We start from the raw sequence: 15,121 nt of genomic DNA on the forward strand, positions 1-15,121 counted from the left end.
TCGTCGGACGAACGGAAGAGATCGAAAAGATCGGAGAAGATCGGAGAAGGAGAGCGGCCGTACCGGCCCGTCAGAACGGGGTCAGCGTCAGGTGCATGGCCTGCGGCTGGGTGTCCTGGATGTACGACGCCCACTCGGCGACGTCGTCGAAGGCGAAGCCGTACGCCTTGCCATTGCCCATCTGGGCGTGGATGGCCCGCGCGTAGTGGTTGGTGATCTCCGGCTTGTAGAAGGTCGCCGCGCGGGTGGTGGGCTGCTTGGGATGGCTGAGCAGCGTGGAGCGGTTGAAGCCGGCGCCCAGGATCGCGGCGACCGGACCGGTGACACCGTCGTTGGGGGCGGCGAGCGCGCCGTCGCAGAACAGCACGTCGCGGGTGGAGGGCTTGGCGAAGGAGACCGTCGCCGGGCCGTGGAAGGTGAGCTTGCCGTTGTCGACCCGGCCGGTGAACGCGCCCGCGACAGTGCGGACATGGAGCGGCTGCTGCCGGTAGGCCTGCCAGACCTTGTCGATGTACGGGTCGAAGTAGTGCTTGCCGAAGCGACCCGCGTCGAGTCCGTGACTCGGCGCGATGACCCGCCGTTCGCCGACGACCAGCCTGCCGAAGCCGGGAGTGTTCTGCATGGCCTGGAAGATCCGGGCCCGGCCGCCCTGCCGCATGCTGCCGGTGGTCTGGTCCCGGTTCCCGGACAGCCGGATCATCAGCGGCACGCTGAACATGTCGACCATGGTGGTGTTGCAGAACATGCCGGACGCGTTGTGCGTGAACTCCACGAAGTCGTGCAGCACGGGGAAGTTGGGGTCGGACTTCACCCAGCCCGCCGGGTGCTGGAGCGCGGGCCGCCCGGCCCCGTCCCGGACGGCCTTGAGCTTGAGCTTGCCGCCCAGGGAGACGTAGATCCGGCCGGACATGTGCGGCAGCCGGATCCGCGTGGTGCCGCGGGCGTCGAGCGGGATGGCGTAGTCGGTGAAGCCGTTGTCCTTGTTGTCGGAGACCTCGACCGGCTCGACCGTGCCGCGGGGTGTGACCCGGACCTGACGGTCGCCCCGGCTGCCGACTATGTACAGGTGGACGTTGCGGTTGGCGAACTCACCGCTGTTGTTGTGGATGACCAGAGGCAGGCCGCCTGCGCGCTCCCCCGACAGGGCCGGGCCGTCCTCGTCCGCGGCGAGGGCCGGACGCGCGCCAGCGGCGAGCGCGGCGCCGGCCACGGCGGCACCGGCCAGCGAGGTGAGCGCCCTGCGGCGGGAGAACACCGGTGAATCAAGCGACATCATGCGGGAATTCCCTTTCTTTACCACGGGGCATGTCCGTTTCCTTTCTCGAACACTCCTTGCGTGAACGCGATCAAACGTAGCCAGTCGTGACGCGCGACGGTCATCAAAAGTTGCTGCGGGACGGACAGTTGTTGCGCGGACAGTTGCTGCAGGGATGGATGGACCGCGAACGACAAAAAGGGCTGTGCCTGCCCGACATTTCCTTCGAAACGTCGGGCAGGCACAGCCCAGGGAAATGCGTGTGAAAAGGGTGGACCGGGATTCAGCGCAGGGTCGCCTCGATGAACGAGAACGGCGTGGGGGTGGCGACGATTCGGTCCAGGGTGAATCCGGCGGTGTCCAGCAGCGCCTCGTACTCCTCGGCGGTGCGCTCCCGTCCGGTCAGCATGGCCAGCATGGTCAGGTCGACGAACTTGGCGGGGTGCGGAGCGTCGCCGGGCGGGATCACGGACTCGACGAGCACGACACGCGCGCCACGAGCGGCCGCCGCCCTGACCGTCCGCAGGATCCGCAGACAGGACCCGTCGTCCCAGTCGTGGAGGATGTACGAAAGCACGTACACGTCCGCCTCGGGCACGGACTCGAAGAAGTCCCCGGCGACGACATCCACCCTGTCCGCCAGCCCGTGTTCGGCCAGCACCTTCCGCGCCGCGGGCACCACCTCGGGCCGGTCGAAGACGATGCCCCGCCGGTCCGGTTCACCGGCCAGAAACTGGCAGATCATGGCCCCGTCAGCCCCTCCGACATCGGCGACGACATCCCCGTCCGGCAGCGCGTAGTCGTCGAACATCCCGGCTCGCAGGCCCTTGGTGACGCCGGCCATGGCGCGGTTCTGCGTCTCGACCTGGGCCGGGAACCTGGAGATCCAGTCGAAGAACGGCTCACCGTAGTAGTGGCCGGCGGCGTTCTCACCGGTCACGGCCGTGTGCAGGAGTGCACCGAAGGGCGCGTAGTGGGTTTCCATCCAGAACAGCGCCAGGTCACGGACCGAGCCGGGCTGTCCGTCGGCGAGGGTCGCGCCGAGTTCGGTGACCTCGACCAGATTGCCCTCGGTCCGGAAGACCCCGAGCGGCGCGAGCGCACGGACGATACGCCGGAGCACATCGGCGTTCGTGCCCGTCGCGGCGGCGAGCTGCTCGACCGTGAGCGGGCCGTCCGCGAGAGCGGTGGACAGGCCCTGTCTGGCCACGACATACAGCGCCTGCGATATCTGGAAGCCCGCGAGCAACTGGAGCATCTGCACGGGCTTCGGCACTTCTTCGGTGGACATGAGGATGTCTTCCTTGTCTTCCTGTTCGGCGGAGGAGGAGCGCCTCCGCAGAGCGACAAACCGCGGTTCTTCCATGTCAGTACGTGAATTCGTGGTGCGCCCTGCGCGGGCCGCGAGAACGCTACGGAGGGGAAGGCGTTCACGTGTATCCCCAATTTCTGGGATCCTCACCGCCCGGTAGCATCGCCGGGGTGCCGAGGAAGGGGAGCTGCCGGATGAGGCTGTCCACCGCCCAGCGCGAAGCGGTCCGCGATGTCGAGGCGATCTGCTCGCAGGAGGCCGATTCGCGTCAGCTGCGCCGCCGGGTCGCCGCTCGGCTGTCCCGCCTCGTGTACTGGGACGCGGCCTGCTTCGGCACGATCGACCCGTGGACGCTGCTCATCACCGACGATGTCTCCTTCGGCGTCCCGCCGCACGTCTACGCACTCGCCGCGCACAACGAGTACCTGGTCGACGACGTGCACAAGTTCGTGACGCTGGCCAGGTCCGGGGCGGGCGTCGGCATCCTGAGCCGGGCACCGCGCGAGCTACGGCAGGCCAGTCACCGTCTGCGAACCGTTCTGCCGGCGTTCGACGCCCGTCACGAAGTCCGTGCGGCCTGCGTCACCGACGGGCAGTGCTGGGGCGCGATCGCCCTGTTCCGCAACGGCGACCAGCCCGACTTCTCCTCCGCCGAGGCAGCACTGCTGAGCGCGGTGTCCGGACCGCTGGCCGCGGGACTGCGGCGAACGGCCTACCACCCGGGCGCCGGTGTCGGCATCACGGCCGACAGGTCGGGGCCGGGCGTCCTGATCCTCGGCCCGCGCAACGAGACCCTGACGATCAATGACACCGCCCGCAGGTGGCTGGACGAGCTGACGCCCGCCCTGGCCCGGGACGGCGACGAACTGCCGTACGCCATCCACCAGGTGGCGGCGAGGGCCCAGGCCCGCGGCGTCGAACCGAACGAAACAGGCCCGCACCACACAGACCGGGACAACACCGACCCGACGGGCCCGCCCGTCCCCCGGATTCCGGAGGCGTACGCCCGGATACGGACCCGGTCCGGGCGGTGGCTGACGGTGCACGGCTCACGGGTCGACGGCGCCCTCACGCCGGACAAGGGCACCGCCGTCGTCATCGAGGCCGCCCCCGCGTCCGACATCGCCGAGGTCCTGATGCTCGCTCACGCGCTGACCCGACGCGAGCGGCAGGTGCTCCAGCGGGTGATCGCCGGAACCCCGTCGAGTGGCATCGCCACCCAACTGCACATCTCCGTCAACACCGTTCAGGACCACCTGAAGTCGATCTTCTCCAAGGTCGGTGTCCGCAGCCGCGGCCAGCTGGTGGCCCGCCTGCTCGGGGAGCACTACCTGCCGGACCCGGACTGACGCAGCGTCAGGACTCGATCGCGCCGGTGGGCACATCGGCGAGACCGGCCGGAGGCCGACCGATCAACCGACGCAGATCCCCACTGCTGGTGAACAACTCGCCGCGCTTGAGCCCGAGGTCGGAGTCGGCGAGGGCTTCGGCGAGTTCGGCGGGCAGCCCGGCGTCGAGCAGCGCGGCGCCTGCCCGAGGCGTCGGACAGTGCGGAGGCCAACTCGGCGAGCGTGAAGGCGTTTTCCCCGCCCAGTTCGTACACGGACCCCGCGTGCCCCTCGCCGGCGAGAACGGCCGCCGCGGCCTCCACGTAGTCACGGCGGGAGGCGGCGCTGACCCGGCCGCCACCGGCACTGCCCGGCACGACGCCGGTCTCCAGGTAGAGCGGGAACTGTGACGTGTAGTTCTCCAGGTACCAGCCCGGCACCGGCGTCCTTAGCGGCGTCGATGGCCCGCACATGGACGTCGTAGCGCTCACCGACGGTCGTCGTCGACACGATCAGCACCTTCCGCACCCCCTGGAACGCCTGGCCGAGACTCCCGGAATCGGCGAAGTCGGCCCGCCGCACATGAACGCCCCGCTCGGCCACATCGGCCAGCCGGTCGGTGTTCCGCCCCATGGCGACGATGTCCCGCGACGCCACTCCGCGCCGCAGCAACTCCTCCACAACGAGCCGGCCGAGCTGCCCGGTCGCTCCGGTAACGGCGATCGACATGTCTCACTCCCGGTACGTAGGTCTGGGAGGGCTCGAACGCCCCGCCAGCAGTACACAGAAGCAACTCCCCAGAGGAGAGTAAGCAGGTCAGAGAGATGTCTGGCAGCAAGATGGGAGCGTCCAAGGCAGACGAGTCGGCTGTACGCCGGGTTCTGTTACCGGGGAAACCGGTCGCCGGACACGCGAGCACTCTGCTTGGCTCACCCCCATGAGCGATCTTCACATCCGCCACGCCACCCACTCGGACATCGACACCGTGCTGCAGTTCTGGCGCGACGCCGCGGAAGGAACCAGCATCAGCGACGACCACGACGGAGTGGCCCGGCTCATCACACGTGACCCCGAAGCCCTGCTCCTCGCGGAGCGCGACGACGTCCTCACCGGAACCGTCATAGCCGGCTTCGACGGATGGCGATGCTCCGCCTACCGACTCGCAGTACACCCCGACCACCGCCGGCAAGGCATCGCCACCGCCCTCCTGGAAGCCGCCGAACTACGCTTCGCCGCCCTCGGCGGGCGGCGCGTCGACGCCATGGTCCTGGAAGCCAACGAACGGGCCCACCGCACATGGGCCGCGACTGGCTACCATCGCGAAGACCACTGGCGACGCTGGGTCAAGCCCCTGTAGGCACACACAGCATCATGTCTGGCGCGCCGCCGGGTACACGCCCGAGGAAACACCGGCGGCGATGGGTGAAGCCCCTCACCGACCGAACCGACCGAGCCCCACGACCGCTTTGCCGATCCTTTACGATTGGGGGACCACTTCGGTCCTCCAGTGAAAGGTGTGAGCGTCCGCCCATGGGCGAGCCTCCCAGTACCAGACATCGCGCGATCCTCCCCGCCCTGTCCGACCATGGGACGGAGGTGACCCGATGACCGAAGTGATCCTCCTGCTGGTGGCGATCCTGCTGTCGCTCGCCTGCGGTGCCTTCGTCGCGGCCGAGTTCTCGCTGACCACGGTCGAGCGCAGCGAGCTGGAGCGGGCCGTCGAGCGCGGCGAGCGCGGCGCTTCCGGCGCCCTCAAGGCCGTACGGAGTCTGACGTTCCAGCTCTCCGGCGCGCAGCTCGGCATCACCGTCACCAACCTGGTCGTCGGCATGCTCGCCGAGCCCTCCATCGCCGCGCTCCTGGCGGGCCCGCTGGAGTCGATCGGCGTCTCCCGCTCGACGGCGAGCTCGATCGCGCTGGTGATCGGCACCGCGCTGTCGACCGTCGTGCTGATGGTCGTCGGGGAGCTGGTGCCCAAGAACTGGGCGATCTCCTCGCCCCTGGCCGTGGCCAAGCGGGTCGGGAACGCGCAACGCTGGTTCAGCGCGATCTTCCGCCCCTTCATCACCCATCTGAACAACACGGCGAACCGCGTCGTGCGCCGCTTCGGTGTGGAGCCGACCGAGGAACTCGCCGCCGCGCGCGGCCCCCAGGAGCTGGCCGCCCTCGCCCGGCACTCCGCCCGGGAGGGCGCCCTGGAGGCGGACACCGCCGAGCTGTTCGTCCGGACCCTGAATCTGGCCGACCTCACCGCCGAGAACGTCATGACCCCGCGGGTCCAGGTCGTCGCCCTCGACGCCCAGGCGACCTGCGCGGACGTGGCGAACGCCACCCGCGCGACAGGCCTGTCCCGGTTCCCCGTCTACCGCGGCAGCCTCGACTCGGTCGTGGGCACCGCGCACATCAAGGACGTCCTCGCGGTGCCCGCCGAGCACCGGCCCCGCGTCTCCGTCTCGGAGCTGATGCGCGAGCCGCTCCTGGTCCCCGAGACGCTCACCGTCGACCGGCTCCTCGACCGGCTGTCCGGCAAGCGCACCATGGCCGTGGTGATCGACGAGTACGGCGGTACGGCGGGCGTGGCCACGCTGGAGGACATCGTCGAGGAGGTCGTCGGCGAGGTGCGTGACGAGCACGACCCGCACGAGACGCCCGACATCGCCCCGGCGGGCAGCGACGACGACGGCCGGGCGCTGTTCTCGGCCGACGGTTCGGCGCGGGTGGACCACCTCGCGCGCGTCGGCCTGAGGGTGCCGGAGGGGCCGTACGAGACCCTGGCCGGGTTCGTCGCCGCCGAGCTCGGCCGCATCCCCTCCGTCGGTGATCGCGTCGAGGTCGCCGGCTGGCGGCTCGACGTGGTGGACGCCTCGGGGCGCAGGGCCGCGCGGGTGCTGCTGCACTCACCCCTCGACGACGCGTCGGAGCATGAGAAGGAGGACGGGCGATGACCGCCGTACAGCTGTTCATCGGCTTTCTGACGCTGGTCGTCAACGCCTTCTTCGTGGGTGCGGAGTTCGCGCTGATCTCCGTACGCCGCTCCCAGATCGAGCCGTACGCCGACGAGGGCGACCGGCGCGCCAAGAGCGTGCTGTGGGGCTTGCAGCACGTGTCCGCGCTGATGGCCGCCGCACAGCTCGGCATCACGCTGTGCACGCTGGTGCTCGGTGTGGTCGCCGAGCCGGCCATCGAGCATCTGCTGGAGCCGGTGTTCCACGCGGTGGGTGTGCCGGAGGGCGCCGGGCGCGCGGTCTCCTTCGTGATCGCGCTGGCGCTGGCCACCTACCTGCACATGCTGCTCGGCGAGATGGTGCCGAAGAACATCGCGCTGGCCGAACCGGTGCGCAGCGCTCTGCTGCTGGGTCCGCCGCTGGTCACGCTGGCCCGGGCACTGCGACCGGTGATCTTCACGATCAACGCGTTCGCCAACGCGCTGCTGAAGCTGCTGCGCGTGGAGACCAAGGACGAGGTCACCGCGACGTTCTCGGACGCCGAACTGGCCCGGCTGGTGCGGGACTCCGGCGAGGCCGGCCTCATCGACGAGCGCGCCCGGGAGCGGCTGCACGACGCCCTGGAACTGGGCCGCCGACCCGTGCGTGACGTGGTGCTCCCGCTGGAACGCGTCGTCTACGCGCGCGTGGGCGTCACACCTGAGGAGCTGGAGCGGCTGTCGGCCGAGTCGGGCTTCTCCCGCTTCCCGGTCGTCGACGAGGGCCGTCACATCGTCGGCTATCTCCATGTGAAGGACGCGCTGGACGCCCCGTCGCCCGACGTGCCGTTCCAGGTGGCGGACATGCGGCCCATCGCGCGCGTCCGGGAGAGCACCCCGCTGGACGACGTGCTCACGGCGATGCGGGGCAGCCGTACGCATCTCGCGGCCGCGCTGGGCCGCGACGGGCGGCTGGCCGGCCTGGTGACCATGGAGGACGTGCTGCGGGAGCTGTTCGGGCAGCGGGCGTGAGGTTCGGGGCGGCAGGCCGACCGACCGACGGGTATGTGCACGGGATACCATCTCTGTCGCCATGCAGACGAACCCCACATACAGCAGCCTGGTCGCGGTCGGCGACTCCTTCACCGAGGGCATGTCGGACCTGCTCCCGGACGGCTCCTACCGGGGCTGGGCCGACCTCCTCGCCGGGCGGATGGCCGCCCGTACGCCCGGTTTCCGGTACGCCAACCTCGCGGTGCGCGGAAAGCTGATCCGGCAGATCGTCGAAGAGCAGGTCGACGTGGCCGCCGAGATGGACGCCGATGTGATCACGCTCGTCGGCGGGCTCAACGACACGCTGCGGCCCAAGTGCGACATGGGGCGGGTGCGCGGCCTTCTGGAGGAGGCCGTGGAGAAGCTCGCCCCCTCCTGCAAGCAGCTGGTGCTGATGCGCAGCCCGGGTCGGCAGGGGCCGGTCCTGGAGCGGTTCCGGCCGCGCATGGAGGAGCTGTTCGCCTGCGTGGACGAGCTGGCCGAGCGGCACGGAGCGATCGTCGTCGACCTGTACGGGGCTCCGTCGCTCGCCGACCCCCGCCTGTGGGACGTCGACCGGCTGCATCTGACGGGCGAAGGTCATCGCCGGGTCGCGGAGGCGGTGTGGCAGGCGCTCGGCTACGACGCCGAGGACGCCGAGTGGCGTACGCCGATGGCGGCCACCTTGCCGCCGGGGTGGGTCACACGGCGGGTCGCGGACGTGCGGTTCGCGCGGCAGTATCTGCTGCCGTGGATAGGCCGACGGCTGACGGGGCGGTCGTCCGGAGACGGACTGCCGGCGAAGCGGCCGGAGCTGCTGCCGTTCGAGGGGCCGACGGCCTAGACCCACTTGGTCCGAGAGGCAGGGGTGCGGGCGAGAGACGCCTTTTGCCACCGCTGGTGCGCGGCGTCTCTCGCCCGTTGCCGTGCCGTACCCGGCATTCTCCGCGCTAGCGGCGTGCCGCGGCCCTGCTTCGCCGGTAAAGGACGGTTCCGGCGATCAGCAGCGCGCCACTGGCGGCAATGCCTCCGATGACGCTCTCGGCGCCGGTCTCGGGCAGGTGGGGCTGGTCCGGCTTCCCGGGCGGTGTCTTGGAGGGAGTGGGCGTCGGGGTGGGCTCGTGGGTGGGCGGTGGCGTGACGGTCTTGGTGGGGGTGGGGGTGGGGGTGGGCGAGTCGCACCCGTAGCCGCAGTCGTCATCGTGGCCGTACCCGTACCCGTAGCCGTCGTCGCTGGGCTCGTCGGAGCCGTAGCCGTAGCCGTCGTCGCTCGGCTCGTCGGAACCGTAGCCATAGCCGTAGCCGCTCGGCTTCTCGTCACCGTAGCCGTGGTCAGTCGGCTTCTCGCTGCCGTAGCCGTGGTCGGTCGGCGACTCGCTGCCGTAGCCGGAGTTGCCATATCCCGAGGTGGTGTTCCCGGAAGCGGGCCGCGGCAGATCGAGTTTGTCGAGCCTGTCATTCACCTCCTGGACCGTCTCCTGGGCCTCGTCGAATTTTTCGTGCATCTTGCCAAGTTTCTCGTCCAGCTGGTCCAGCCCGTCCGAGTCCCAGGGATCCGTACGGCCCGGCAGCGCAGCTGCGGAGTTCACCACGGCCCCCTGCGTACGTGGGGCCGAGGACGCGCATGTGCCGTACAGGGACAGGGCGCTTGTCGCGGCGGCGGCCACGATCAATCCCCTGGTCAGAGCCTGTCGCATTCTCGTTGTCTTTCTCTCATCGGAATGGGGAAGCCGACGTCGGTCATTGACGCGATCTTGTCGATTGCCGGAATTCGTGAGGTTGTCGCAGGAGCCGTGATGCCGCCCGTTCAAACTCGCCACGACTTGCAGACTATGAACGAGATGTGGAGGCCCCTGGAAACCGGGACGCGTCGACAGCCTGGGAATTCACCCGATCGCCCGCCGCCACGGCCGGCACCGCTGACCTGGGGCGCACTGCGAGGCATGGCCGAGGGGCCCCCGGGGCGCCGGGTAAACTCCGTACACGTGACTTCTGCGCCCGCCAAGCCCCGCATCCCGAACGTCCTCGCCGGACGCTACGCCTCCACCGAGCTCGCCACGCTCTGGTCCCCCGAGCAGAAGGTGAAGCTGGAGCGGCAGCTCTGGCTCGCCGTGCTGCGGGCCCAGAAGGACCTCGGCATCGAGGTGCCGGACGAGGCGATCGCCGACTACGAGCGCGTCCTGGACACCGTCGACCTGTCCTCGATCGCCGAGCGCGAGAAGGTCACGCGGCATGACGTGAAGGCGCGGATCGAGGAGTTCAACGACCTCGCCGGGCACGAGCACGTGCACAAGGGCATGACGTCCCGCGACCTCACGGAGAACGTCGAGCAGCTCCAGGTCCGGCTCTCCCTGGAGCTGATGCGCGACCGTACGGTGGCCGTGCTGGCGCGCCTGGGCAAGCTGGCCGGCGAGTACGGCGAGCTGGTCATGGCCGGCCGCTCGCACAATGTCGCCGCGCAGGCCACGACGCTGGGCAAGCGGTTCGCGACGGCCGCCGACGAGCTGCTCGTCGCCTACGGTCGCGTCGAGGAGCTGCTGGGCCGCTACCCGCTGCGCGGCATCAAGGGCCCGGTGGGCACGGCGCAGGACATGCTGGACCTGCTGGGCGGAGACGCCTCGAAGCTCGCCGAGCTGGAGCAGCGGATCGCTCAGCACCTGGGCTTCTCGCAGGCGTTCACCTCGGTCGGCCAGGTGTACCCGCGCTCGCTGGACTACGAGGTCGTGACCGCGCTGGTGCAGCTGGCGGCCGCGCCGTCGTCGCTGGCCAAGACGATCCGGCTGATGGCCGGGCACGAGCTGGTGACCGAGGGCTTCAAGCCGGGCCAGGTCGGCTCCTCGGCGATGCCGCACAAGATGAACACCCGCTCCTGCGAGCGCGTCAACGGCCTGATGGTCATCCTGCGCGGCTACGCCTCGATGACCGGCGAGCTGGCGGGCGACCAGTGGAACGAGGGCGATGTGTCCTGCTCGGTGGTGCGCCGGGTCGCGCTGCCGGACGCGTTCTTCGCGCTGGACGGCCTGCTGGAGACGTTCCTGACGGTGCTCGACGAGTTCGGCGCGTTCCCGGCGGTCGTGGCCCGCGAGCTGGACCGCTACCTGCCGTTCCTCGCCACCACCAAGGTGCTGATGGGCACGGTGCGCGCGGGCGTCGGCCGTGAGGTCGCGCACGAGGCGATCAAGGAGAACGCCGTCGCCTCCGCGCTGGCGATGCGCGAGCAGGGCGCCGAGCGCAACGAGCTGCTCGACAAGCTGGCCGCCGACGACCGCATCCCGCTCGACCGCGGCGCGCTGGACGCGCTGATGGCCGACAAGCTGTCCTTCACGGGCGCCGCCGCCGACCAGGTCGGCGTCGTCGTCAGCCGGATCGAGGAGATCGTCAAGCAGCGCCCGGAGGCCGCCGGTTACACGCCCGGGGCGATCCTCTGAGGCCCGTCACGGCATGACGCGCTTCACCGCCGAGCAGTTGGAGGCCGCCCGCGACCGTCTGGTACCGGACGTCGTCGCGGACGGCCTCGATGTGCTGTTCTGCGGCATCAACCCGGGTCTGATGACGGCCGCGACCGGCCATCACTTCGCCCGCCCCGGCAATCGTTTCTGGCCGGTCCTGCATCTGTCCGGCTTCACACCGAGGCTCCTGAAGCCGTCGGAGCAGGGCGAGTTGCCGTCCTACGGGCTGGGCATCACGAACGTCGTGGCGCGGGCGACCGCGCGGGCCGACGAGCTGAGCGCGGAGGAGTACCGCGAGGGCGGGCGGCTGCTGGCGGCGAAGGTGGCCCGGCTACGGCCGCGTTGGCTGGCGGTCGTCGGGGTCACCGCTTATCGCGCGGCGTTCGACGACCGCAAGGCGCGGGTGGGTCCGCAGGAGCGGGTGATCGGGGACACGCGGGTGTGGGTGCTGCCGAACCCGAGTGGGCTGAACGCGCATTGGACGGCCGCGACGATGGCGGAGGAGTTCGGCCGGTTGCGGGTGGCGGCGCGCGAGGTCTGACGGGTCACGGCGGCTCTATCTCGGTGACCATCAGAAGGAGTTCGGGCTCGGCCTCGGGGTCCCGGTCGGAGACGGCCAGGGTGACCCAGCGGCCCGTGCCGGTCGCGCTCCATGTGTGCAGGTCGTCAGCCCTGGTGCCGAGCATGGCCCAGGGCTCGGGTATGTCCTCTCCTCGCAGACTCCGCTCCTGCAGGGTCACGCTCCCCCAGCGCCTCCCCTCCTCCCATCGCTCATCGAACCGCAGTACAAGGGCGGCCTCATGGGCGTAGAGGTCGTCCGTGCTCGGCCATGGGCCCTGCCCTAACTCGGTCATGTAGTAACCCGGTCCGCCCAGGGCGAACTCCGTCCTGCCGTGCTCCGCGGGAAAGTCCCGGGTGCACAGCAGGTCGGTGAGGGCGAGGTCCTTCGCGACGTCCATGTGATCCAGTATTGCCGCCGCCACTGACAATTGGCGGGGCATCAGTCGCCTCCTGGCTCAGGCATCCCGGCGTCGCACGCTCCACGCGCCGCTAACAGCACGACGGTCGTCCACGGGGCGGTGACCGCGAGACCCGTGGCATACGCGAGCGCGCCGCCCTGCTGGGCGGACACGCGCGGACCGGTCCCGACGAAGGTGACTGGCAGGTGCATGTGGAGCTGCCGGTGAGTTGATCTACGCTGGCCGGATGCCGGTGACCGTTCTCCTCGTCGACGACGAACCCCTCGTACGCGCCGGTCAGCGCCTCGTACCCTCGATCCTCGTCCAGCAGCGGCATCCGCACTCCCCTGGCCACCATGTCGGCGGGCCGGTGCCGACGGCTTCCTGCTGTCCAACGCGGAGATCGCCGCCCGGCTGGTGGTCGGGACGGAGACGGTGAAGTCCCATGTGAGTGCCGTCCTCGCGAAGTTGGGGGCGCGGGACCGCACACCGGCCGTGATCACGGCGTACGAGTCGGGGTTCGTGGCTCCGGGGTGAGGCACGCGAGCGCGACCGGCCATGACGGTGCCGCGGGTGGAGGACGGCAACGGTGCGGCGGCGCTTCCGGCGGAGCGACTCGCCGGGGTCCGCCACGGCGAGTACCATCCGCCCAACATGCGCACGAGCTGGAAGGACGGACGTTGGGGCAGCTGACCGGCGGGGATCCCTCGCTACTGCGAAGGATCAACTCCGCGGTGGTGCTGCACGCGCTGCGTGCCACGGACGCCGCCACGCTGACGGAGATCACCCGGGTGACCGGGCTGTCCCGGCCGACCGTCGAGGGCGTCGTCGAGGGGCTCATCGAGGCGGGGTACGTCGTCGAGAAGGCGGCGGACGAGAGTGTCGTGCGGCGTCAGGGCCGGCCCGCGCGGCGGTTCCGGTTCCGGGCCGAGGCGGGCCATCTGCTGGGCGTGGACATCGGCGCGCATCGGGTCGCCGCGCTCCTGGCCGACCTGGACGGGCGGATCCTCGGCGCGATCACCAAGGACGTCGACGAGGCGGCTCCGGCCGACGAACGGCTGGAGCGGGTGCGGACGGCGGTGGCGGAGCTGCTGCGCCGGGCCGGAGTGCCACGCGGCTCGCTGCGGGCCGTCGGAGTCGCGACGCCGGGCATCGTGGAGGCGGACGGCACGGTGCGGCTGGGCGCCGCGCTGCCGGAGTGGACGGGGCTGCGGCTGGGTGAGCGGCTGAGCCGGTCCTTCAAGTGCCCGGTGCTGGTGGAGAACGACGCCAACGCGGCGGCGGTCGCCGAGCACTGGAAGGGTTCCGCCACCGAGTCCGACGACGTGGTGTTCGTGCTGGCCGGGCTGAGCCCGGGTGCCGGTTCGCTGATCGGCGGGCAGTTGCACCGGGGGTTCGGCGGGGCGGCCGGTGAGATCGGCGCGCTGCATATGCTGGGGCGCGAGGCGACTCCGGAGACCCTGCTGTCCACCACGGACGAGCCGCTGCGCCCCCTGGACGAGCACGCCGTCGCCGCGGTGTTCGCCAAGGCCCGCGAGGGCGATCAGCGCGCTCGCGCGGCCGTCGACCGCTTCATCCAGCGCCTCGTGCACGACGTGGCCGCGCTCGTCCTCGCCCTCGACCCGGAGCTGGTCGTGATCGGCGGCTGGGCGGCCGGCCTGGACGGCGTACTGGAGCCGCTGCGCCGCGAACTGGCCCGCTACTGCCTGCGCCCGCCGAACGTCGCCCTGTCGCTCCTCGGCGAGGCAGCCGTGGCGACGGGCGCGCTGCGGCTCGCCCTGGACCATGTGGAGGAGCAGCTGTTCGCGGTGGAGGGGACGGTGACGGGACGGCGCTGACGGTCTTCCGTCAAGCGCGGTGGAGCGGTGGATGGCCGCCCGTGCCCGTGAAACGCTTCGCGCCCCGGACCGGATCCGGGGCGCGAGGCGTGTGTCGGTCGATACGGCGGTCAGGACGCCCGGCGCTCCGGGTCCTCGTGGATCTCCACGCCGCCGGAGTCGCCGAAGGTCAGCCGGCAGGTGTCCGCGCGGTAGGTGGCGACGGAGAGCGCGGCGGTACGGCCCTCGGTGAGGTAGCGGGTGGTCACGACGAGGACGGGTGCCCCGGGGAGGCGGTCCAGCTCCTTGGCGTCGTCCGCGCGCGCCGAGCCCAGCTCGACGGCGCTGTCCTGGCCCTCCAGCCCCAGGCGGTGCAGCTCGCGCAGTACCGCACGCGCGCGAGCCGACCCCGAGGGGGCGTCGATGCCCGAGAGGTCGGGCACCGACGACTGGGGGATGTAGAGCAGCTCGGCGGCGACGGGCTGGCCGTGCGTCACGCGCGAGCGGCGCACGATGTGCACGGGCTCGTCCCGGCCGCATTCGAGGGCGTCGGCGACGGACGCGGGCGCCACCGCCAGCGTGCAGTCCGCGGCCTTCCAGACGTCGTCGGCCGCACCCGGCCAGGCGTGCTGCTCGGTGCCGACGGCCACGCCGACTCGCGGCGGGGCGACGGTCGTACCGACACCGCGGCGGCGCTGCAGCCTGCCTTCCAGTTCGAGTTGTTCGAGGGCCTGCCGGAGTGTGGCCCGGGCGACGCCGAAGCGGGCCGCCAGATCGCGCTCATTGGGCAGGATCTCGCCCACGGAGAACTCCGAGTCCAGTGCCTCACTGAGCACGGTCCTCAGATGCCAGTACTTCGGTTCCGGCACCGATTCCAGTTGCGTGGTCCCCACCCTGTCCTCCGCAATCGCCGTGGCCCGGCGGCGTTTTAGCGCCCTTGTTTATTAAAGGTTGTTGCACTTATCTGCGACCATAGGGCGGCCCTCACCCTTGGTCAATACCAATCCTCCATCCCTCGGCCACACGCGCGCGTGCCGTCCGGGAAC

Annotated in this window: 15 protein-coding genes and 1 pseudogene; 9 read left to right on the plus strand and 7 right to left on the minus strand. The window is 70.6% G+C overall.

Annotation, left to right across the window (positions count from 1 at the left end):
- Positions 1–70: 70 nt before the first annotated feature.
- Together ACZ7NC_RS02830 and ACZ7NC_RS02835 are read right to left on the minus strand one after the other, a co-directional pair.
- Positions 71–1,276: a beta-1,3-glucanase family protein gene (locus tag ACZ7NC_RS02830; protein ID WP_471484329.1), complete on the minus strand. Its 1,206-nt coding sequence runs from the start codon at positions 1,274–1,276 to the stop codon at positions 71–73.
- 262 nt (positions 1,277–1,538) lie between these two features.
- Positions 1,539–2,546 (minus strand): methyltransferase, encoded by a 1,008-nt coding sequence (locus ACZ7NC_RS02835; RefSeq protein ID WP_471484330.1) that lies wholly within the window; start codon positions 2,544–2,546, stop codon positions 1,539–1,541.
- Between the two features lie 215 nt (positions 2,547–2,761).
- On the opposite strand from ACZ7NC_RS02835, the gene ACZ7NC_RS02840 reads away from it, so the two are divergent.
- The gene (locus ACZ7NC_RS02840; protein WP_471484332.1) at positions 2,762–3,916 is read left to right on the plus strand and encodes a helix-turn-helix transcriptional regulator; all 1,155 of its coding nucleotides are present in this window, start codon (positions 2,762–2,764) and stop codon (positions 3,914–3,916) included.
- A 7-nt stretch (positions 3,917–3,923) separates the two neighbouring features.
- On the opposite strand, the gene ACZ7NC_RS02845 is transcribed toward ACZ7NC_RS02840, so the two are convergent.
- Together ACZ7NC_RS02845 and ACZ7NC_RS02850 are read right to left on the minus strand one after the other, a co-directional pair.
- Complete coding sequence (locus tag ACZ7NC_RS02845) at positions 3,924–4,226, minus strand: hypothetical protein (RefSeq protein WP_471484333.1); 303 nt, start codon at positions 4,224–4,226, stop codon at positions 3,924–3,926.
- Complete coding sequence (locus ACZ7NC_RS02850; RefSeq protein WP_471484334.1) at positions 4,223–4,624, minus strand: NAD(P)H-binding protein; 402 nt, start codon at positions 4,622–4,624, stop codon at positions 4,223–4,225. Before ACZ7NC_RS02850 ends, ACZ7NC_RS02845 begins: the two co-directional genes overlap by 4 nt.
- A 208-nt stretch (positions 4,625–4,832) precedes the next feature.
- Between ACZ7NC_RS02850 and ACZ7NC_RS02855 the strand changes: the two genes are divergently transcribed.
- From ACZ7NC_RS02855 to ACZ7NC_RS02870, 4 genes are all read left to right on the plus strand, one after another.
- A complete protein-coding gene (locus tag ACZ7NC_RS02855) occupies positions 4,833–5,252 on the plus strand; it encodes a GNAT family N-acetyltransferase (RefSeq protein ID WP_471484336.1) in 420 nt (139 codons plus the stop codon).
- A 247-nt stretch (positions 5,253–5,499) separates the two neighbouring features.
- Positions 5,500–6,840 (plus strand): hemolysin family protein, encoded by a 1,341-nt coding sequence (locus ACZ7NC_RS02860; protein ID WP_471484338.1) that lies wholly within the window; start codon positions 5,500–5,502, stop codon positions 6,838–6,840.
- Positions 6,837–7,850 (plus strand): hemolysin family protein, encoded by a 1,014-nt coding sequence (locus ACZ7NC_RS02865; protein WP_471484340.1) that lies wholly within the window; start codon positions 6,837–6,839, stop codon positions 7,848–7,850. Before ACZ7NC_RS02860 ends, ACZ7NC_RS02865 begins: the two co-directional genes overlap by 4 nt.
- Positions 7,851–7,911: 61 nt before the next feature.
- Positions 7,912–8,694, plus strand: coding sequence for an SGNH/GDSL hydrolase family protein (locus ACZ7NC_RS02870; RefSeq protein ID WP_471484342.1), 783 nt, complete (start codon positions 7,912–7,914; stop codon positions 8,692–8,694).
- A gap of 106 nt (positions 8,695–8,800) precedes the next feature.
- Here ACZ7NC_RS02870 and ACZ7NC_RS02875 read toward each other — a convergent pair whose 3' ends face one another.
- Entirely contained in the window at positions 8,801–9,439 is a 639-nt protein-coding gene (locus ACZ7NC_RS02875) for an LPXTG cell wall anchor domain-containing protein (RefSeq protein ID WP_471484343.1), read from the minus strand.
- A gap of 396 nt (positions 9,440–9,835) precedes the next feature.
- Between ACZ7NC_RS02875 and purB the strand changes: the two genes are divergently transcribed.
- Positions 9,836–11,278 carry an adenylosuccinate lyase gene (gene purB, locus ACZ7NC_RS02880; protein ID WP_471484344.1) on the plus strand — a complete coding sequence of 481 codons (1,443 nt, stop codon included), beginning with the start codon at positions 9,836–9,838 and terminating at the stop codon, positions 11,276–11,278.
- 13 nt (positions 11,279–11,291) lie between these two features.
- Positions 11,292–11,840: a G/U mismatch-specific DNA glycosylase gene (gene mug, locus ACZ7NC_RS02885; protein ID WP_471484345.1), complete on the plus strand. Its 549-nt coding sequence runs from the start codon at positions 11,292–11,294 to the stop codon at positions 11,838–11,840.
- A gap of 4 nt (positions 11,841–11,844) precedes the next feature.
- Here mug and ACZ7NC_RS02890 read toward each other — a convergent pair whose 3' ends face one another.
- Complete coding sequence (locus tag ACZ7NC_RS02890) at positions 11,845–12,258, minus strand: hypothetical protein (protein WP_471484347.1); 414 nt, start codon at positions 12,256–12,258, stop codon at positions 11,845–11,847.
- A 387-nt stretch (positions 12,259–12,645) separates the two neighbouring features.
- Between ACZ7NC_RS02890 and ACZ7NC_RS02895 the strand changes: the two are divergent.
- Together ACZ7NC_RS02895 and ACZ7NC_RS02900 are read left to right on the plus strand one after the other, a co-directional pair.
- Positions 12,646–12,795, plus strand: a pseudogene (locus ACZ7NC_RS02895) (response regulator transcription factor); the annotation flags it as partial.
- Positions 12,796–12,938: 143 nt separating this feature from the next.
- A complete protein-coding gene (locus ACZ7NC_RS02900) occupies positions 12,939–14,096 on the plus strand; it encodes an ROK family transcriptional regulator (protein ID WP_471484348.1) in 1,158 nt (385 codons plus the stop codon).
- A 110-nt stretch (positions 14,097–14,206) separates the two neighbouring features.
- Here the strand turns inward: ACZ7NC_RS02900 and ACZ7NC_RS02905 are convergent, their stop codons facing one another.
- The gene (locus ACZ7NC_RS02905; protein WP_471484350.1) at positions 14,207–14,968 is read right to left on the minus strand and encodes a GntR family transcriptional regulator; all 762 of its coding nucleotides are present in this window, start codon (positions 14,966–14,968) and stop codon (positions 14,207–14,209) included.
- Between the last annotated feature and the right edge of the window lie 153 nt (positions 14,969–15,121).

This window comes from Streptomyces sp. NPDC111802, from assembly GCF_055634335.1.